Here is a 5,945-nt window from a genome sequence, read left to right as displayed (position 1 = left end):
ATAAAACAAATCTCCAACCTTTTTCCTTAAATCCTCATGGCTATGAAAATAGATAGCTTTATTTCCTGTAGTATAACGGTTATAAGCAACATCCCAACAAATAACCGGTAACTCCAAAGTCATAGCTTCTACTAAGGAGGGATTGGTACCTCCTGCACTATGACCGTGAATATATAAACTAGCGTTACTTCTTAATTGATTTAGCTTATTTTGATCATAAATTGGATCCAAAAGAAATAAATTTTTATACCCCTTGTAAATTCCTTTGAGTTTTCTTCCATATTCATTAATCCCCCAATTTCCAACAAATAATAAAGGAATATTGGAATTAGAGAATGCTTTTAAGATAATCTCTATATTATTTTCAGGTTCTATCCTGCAAACTGAAAAAGCATAAGGGCTTTTAGCTATTCCATAATTCTGCAATAAAGAGTTCGCCGGAGCCTCTCTGAAGGTATGGTCACCGCCATATTCAATTAATTTACTGTCTAATTTATATTCAACGGATACATATTCTTGAATAGCTTTATTATCAACAATTACAATATCCGAAAATTGGACGCATAACTTCTCCAAAGATTTTAATAGCCACTTCGTTTTTTTTCCCCATTTATCTCTTTTCCATTCCAGGCCGTCAATATTAACCAGAACTTTTTTTCTTGTAAACAACTTTACAAAAGGTAGCATTATCCCACCCCCTACCCCAAGAAGCAATAAAACATTTGCACTTTTTAATGCATGGACCACCGAAATTGCATCATAAAGCAAACTTTCTTTACCATTTGCATCAAATGGCAAATAAACAAGTTTTGCACCCTGGTAAAACATAGATTTTTTGGCATATGCTTTACTACTACAATAAACTGTAAAGTCAATATTATTTGAAAGAACCTTTGTTAAGTGTTCTACTAAAGTTTCAAACCCTCCATACTTAGCTGGAATTCCAACAGTTCCAATAATTGCCACTTTTTTCTTTTTCAATACAATATTTTTATTTCCTTAAAAAAATAAACCTTCTTAAAAAAGAATTTTTTTTATTCTTTTCTCATACATCCTATACTGAAACAATTTAGATTTCTCAAATGCATTGTTTGAAAATGTCAAATATTTATCCTTTTCATTCTTAAGATTTAAAATATGTTCAATAACTTCTTCAATATTTGTTACATCTATACAATATCCATTCATCCCATGATCTACCACTTCAAGGGGCCCCCCAATATTAGGGGAAATAACTGGTACTCCATATGAAAAAGCCTCTAATAGAGTAAGTCCAAATGTCTCAATCCATAAATCAGGTTTAGACAAATTTAAAACTATAGAAGCGGATTTGTATAAATCATGGACATCATTTGAGCTATCAAAAATCGTAAGATTCCTCTGTTCAACAAATTGTTTTCGCAATAAATCTATCTCCTCCCTTGGAGCATTAAGCATAACAAGAAAATGAATATCCCGATGATTTGTCAATCGCTTAGCTAGTGAAAAAAATGTATCAACCCCTTTATATGCTTTATTGGAGCCCAAAAAAACAATATTAAATATCTCACCTCTACCATGGCCGGTGCTTTTTAGAGCTTTTTCCCAAAAATCTTTATCGAGTGTATTATAAATAACATGATTATTACTTCCCTTAAAGCCTTCCTCTTGTTTTAAATATTTTGACACAAAAATATTAACCGAGCTGGTTAATCGAACTATAAAAAATAAAAACTTCTTTAAAAGATCAGGTTTTATCAATGTCTCATGAATATAATAAACAACCTTTTTTCTTAAAAGTCTACCCGCCAAAGCCGCCCCAAATGGGTGAACAGTATTGATTAGAAACGAAACATTCTTAACATTTCTGTATTTTATCAATATGTGAAAAAACAAAAAAACTTGGAATTTCAAATAATTAAATAAGGTTAAAAATTTATTTTTCTCATTTTTATACGAAATAAACTGATAACTGACCCCATTTAAATCCGACAAAAATCCAACAGTATCTCTACTTGTAAAAACATCGACCTCAAAACCATTTTGCTGCATCACTTTAATGGCTTGCTTCAAAACATTCGGAGAACCACTAAAATCATTTAATAAGTGAACACAAACATACTTATCTTTTTTCATTTCTAACTTCTGGTTTTAGTAGGCTGAAATTTTCCAAGGAGAAAAATAATAGACAATTAAAAAATGTAAAATAGACAATACCTTTATTCAACAATAACATTGATTCCGAAATACAACCCAGCATAAAAGTTGTTAAAAAAATAAAATACATTAAATTTTTAGTACTAAATGCCTTTCTAACTGACAGGATGAACAATAATAATAGGTAGGCTAATCCTACCACTCCCAAACTAACCAACGTTGCCATGTACTGATTATGTTGATCATACCCTAAAAGCGTTCTTCTGTCTAAATTATACTCGATATATTGCTGATTTAAATAACCTTGATAATCTGCTGGTCCAACCCCCATAAATATGTGATTATCCTGAATTATACTTTCCAAACCAATTTTCCATAAAAGTAAACGTAGATTTAACCCATTAATTGGATCCGCAATCGTCACATGCTTTTCGGGATCTCTCGGCCCCTTCAAATCTTTTAGTCTTTCCTTCCGAAGAACTGAGAAATCTGTATCAAGGAGGTCGGAAAACCTTTGCTTTACTACATTAAATTGAAAAGAAAGCAATACAACTAGCAAAATTGAAACAATCCCACCAGCTAATAATCTAAAATTGATTTGATTATTAAATGAATAATATATTGAGGCGCTCAGCATTAGCATACCTATAGTTATCATCATTTTTGAAGCACAAAGTACTATGATAAAAACACAAAATAAATAAGCTGCTAACAGAATTATTCTTTGGGAAGAACTAAGGTTTCCCCATTTTCTTCCAAAAAGATAGGTTAAAATTCCAATGCAAAAAATCCCATACATTGCATAATAAACCACATGAACTCGTACTAGGCTTGTCAAGTTCTTGTAAAAGAACACCTCATAATTTCCTTGTTCCAAAAAGTTCATCACCCCATATATAAGTAAGAAAGCAGATGTAAGGAGATAAGATAAAACGAAGCCAAAAAGGATTTTTTTTATTTCTTTATCTTTTAATTGAACTGTCCCCAGAATTATTGGAAAAACTAAATAAGACAAACGTTTTTCCACTTGAGATAAGCCTTTGCTAACATCATTAGCATATAAAAATGAAATGAAATAAAGAGCAAAAAAACCTATGAAAAATAAAATCTTTCTATCAACAAAACATTTATGGATTCGATCTTTTAAATTTGGTAATAATAACCAATTCAAAACCAAGAGGATGATAAACACATTATTAATTAATCTAGGCCAGCATATACTTGCTGCGTTTAGCATTAATAAAAAAACAAAAATTCTATCTGCTACCTTATCAATCTTACGCCAATACATACTTTCCCCTTTCCCTATAATAAAAAGCAATAAATGCCCCTAAAAAAAATGTTAAAATATCTCCTTTATTATAAACCCCAGTTATTGCTAAAGTGCTAAATATAAAATAGAGAGAAACTGCTGAAACTAGATACTTGAAAAAAACGGACCTTTCTCCAAAACTCCCTTTTGTATAAAAAAAATAAAGTCGAATTAAACCAAATACATAAAATAGTAGCCCCAATAGACCTGTCTTAAACATAAGATAAATATAACCGTTATGTAAAATAGGAATATATTGATGCATTTCCCCTCCTAAAGACATTTCCAAACCTAGATCTATTAGGGCCCCAAAACCATTTCCAAATAATATAGAGAGGAATCCTTTTTCTTTTAATCCGAGGATAGCTCTTCCAGCTTCATAGCCTCTCCAGTTTTGATTAATTTCTGATTGTGTTTTATAATCTGTGCGCAGTGCAAACTCCTTTGGAATGTTCATTACCTTATAAATATAAGAACCTTCCTTAAAATCAAAGGAGGAGAGAGTTGAAAAAAGAATAACCACTGATACAGATAATAACAAAAAATAAATCAGTTTCTTTTTTGAGAATTTAAGATAGCCTTTAAATACAAGGAAAGACAAAAAAAGTCCTCCCATTACCGTCCTGGAAAAATAAAAGAACAAAGAAATTGAAATGGTAGAAAAAATAAGAAGCCTTAGCATCCTACTTTTAAAAGGACGCAAAGATTTAACTTTATATGACCCAATAAATATCATTAAAGAAAGGAATTCAAATACATTTGAACTTCCGGCTTCCTGCCTTATTCTATCTAACTTAAGTGAGGAAAAATCAAGGGAAAGAAGTTTGCTAAGGTGAATAATAGAAAAAACAAAAGCGAAAATTGTTATAGATTTGTATAAAAATCTAAAATCATCCTGTTTTTTAAATATTAAATAACCAAAAACAAGATAAATTATAGGCTTAAGAAAATACCAAATATCCTTAATTACATCATAAAAATTATTAATAGAGAAAAAAGCACTAAATATTCCCAAAAGAAAAATAAAAATAAATGGCAACGTAAAACCAATTATTCTCTTTTCAATTCTCAACCGATAGATTAAAATGAAAAACAAAATTCCCGAAAAAGAAAGAGCAGTGCTTAAACCAGGAGAATTAATTAAGGAAGTAAAACCAATAAATAGCAAAAAGACTACTTTTCCAAGTTTATCGCTATTTACCTTCATTCCCTTCAGCATCAAAATATTAAATTTATTATACAAATTAAAAAATTCACAAAAATCGAATAACTTTCGCAGGTACCCCTCCAATAACACAGTTAGAAGGGAATTTATCTTTAACTACAGCTCCTGCGGCTACTACCGAATGATCACCCACTTCGGCTCCATCCAAAAAAGTTACTTTAGCTCCAACCCAAACATCATTCCCAATCTTTATTCCCTGAGATGTTACACCCTGTTCCCTAATTAAAACATCTTTATTTTGAAAATTATGATTCTCAGAGTGAAAGCTGATATATTGTCCCATTATTACATCATCACCTATCTCCACTCCGCCACTAGCACCAATAAACGAGAATTCACCAATACCACTATTTCTGCCAATACAAAAGCCTTTTCCTAATTTGGACAAATGGCTAGTAACACTTAGTTTTGTATAGTCCCCTAACTTAGAAGATTCACCAAAAAATATCTTTTTTTTGGAATACCCATCAATTTCACAAAACTTTCCAATGGTTACTCCCTTACCAAACTCAATATTTTTTAGATTATAAATACCAACACTTCTACCAAGAAACACCCAATATCGATTAATCTTTATAATACTCCTAAGAAACATTATTCCACGAGTAAAAATAACCCTAAGCAACAATTTTTGAGGCAATTCCTTTGAAAGCGAATAGTCTTTGTTAAATTTTTTTAAAAAAAAACTAAAAATTCCTTTTATCATCCTTAACCTTTATTTAAAAATTCAGTAAACTCATTCTTTCACGCAATTGCTTAAGGCTTCCCTTATTTTCAATAAAAAATAATTTAATACCAGACAAAATTATATTAATATTTAGTGCTATACTGCAAAATACTTTTTGTCTATTGGTTTCGTACTTTTCTATATATCTTCTAAACCCATTAATAATCATTGGGTATCTTGCAGCACCATATCCACCATAATGAACATATTGGATGCAGGGAAAATAAATTGTCTTTAAATTAAATCTAGTTTTTAACTTTTTGCAAAAGTCAAGGTCCTCACCGTACATAAAAAGGTCTTCATCTAGTCCTCCCACTTTATCCCAAAAAAGTCGCCTAGTTAAAAGAAATGACCCTTCTACCCAATCCACATTAAATTCATTTTCTTTCATTGTGCCATCTTTAAAGCCTTCATCATTTTTATAAAGATTACTCAGCTTTACTAATCTTTTTGGAGAGGGGAAATAACCTGCAGATTGCCTATATTCCTTTTTCTTTCCAAGCATTTTGACTCCAACAGCACCAACTTGAGATTCTTTTAAAAAA

At 30.8% G+C, this 5,945-nt stretch carries 6 protein-coding genes; all 6 read right to left on the bottom strand.

Annotated features, from left to right (window positions below):
- On the bottom strand, positions 1-981 hold a 981-nt coding region (locus tag E1171_RS09235), incomplete at its 3' end, for a DUF1972 domain-containing protein (RefSeq protein ID WP_155205719.1).
- A gap of 36 nt (positions 982-1,017) precedes the next feature.
- Positions 1,018-2,115 carry a glycosyltransferase family 4 protein gene (locus E1171_RS09230; RefSeq protein WP_155205718.1) on the bottom strand — a complete coding sequence of 366 codons (1,098 nt, stop codon included), beginning with the start codon at positions 2,113-2,115 and terminating at the stop codon, positions 1,018-1,020.
- Positions 2,102-3,427, bottom strand: coding sequence for an O-antigen ligase family protein (locus E1171_RS09225; protein WP_155205717.1), 1,326 nt, complete (start codon positions 3,425-3,427; stop codon positions 2,102-2,104). The genes E1171_RS09230 and E1171_RS09225 overlap by 14 nt, the downstream gene beginning before the upstream one ends.
- Positions 3,414-3,905, bottom strand: coding sequence for a hypothetical protein (locus E1171_RS09220; RefSeq protein ID WP_155205716.1), 492 nt, complete (start codon positions 3,903-3,905; stop codon positions 3,414-3,416). Before E1171_RS09220 ends, E1171_RS09225 begins: the two co-directional genes overlap by 14 nt.
- Positions 3,906-4,701: 796 nt before the next feature.
- Positions 4,702-5,379 (bottom strand): acyltransferase, encoded by a 678-nt coding sequence (locus E1171_RS09215; RefSeq protein ID WP_155205715.1) that lies wholly within the window; start codon positions 5,377-5,379, stop codon positions 4,702-4,704.
- 13 nt (positions 5,380-5,392) lie between these two features.
- Positions 5,393-5,945, bottom strand: a 553-nt coding sequence (locus E1171_RS23785) for a glycosyltransferase family 2 protein (RefSeq protein WP_425509611.1), incomplete at its 5' end; no start/stop codon positions are given.

This window comes from Xanthovirga aplysinae (assembly GCF_009711365.1).
Taxonomy (GTDB): Bacteria; Bacteroidota; Bacteroidia; order Cytophagales; family Cyclobacteriaceae; genus Xanthovirga; species Xanthovirga aplysinae.
The sequence above is the reverse complement of the archived record's forward strand: the minus strand, read 5'-3'. Positions and strand labels throughout refer to the sequence as shown.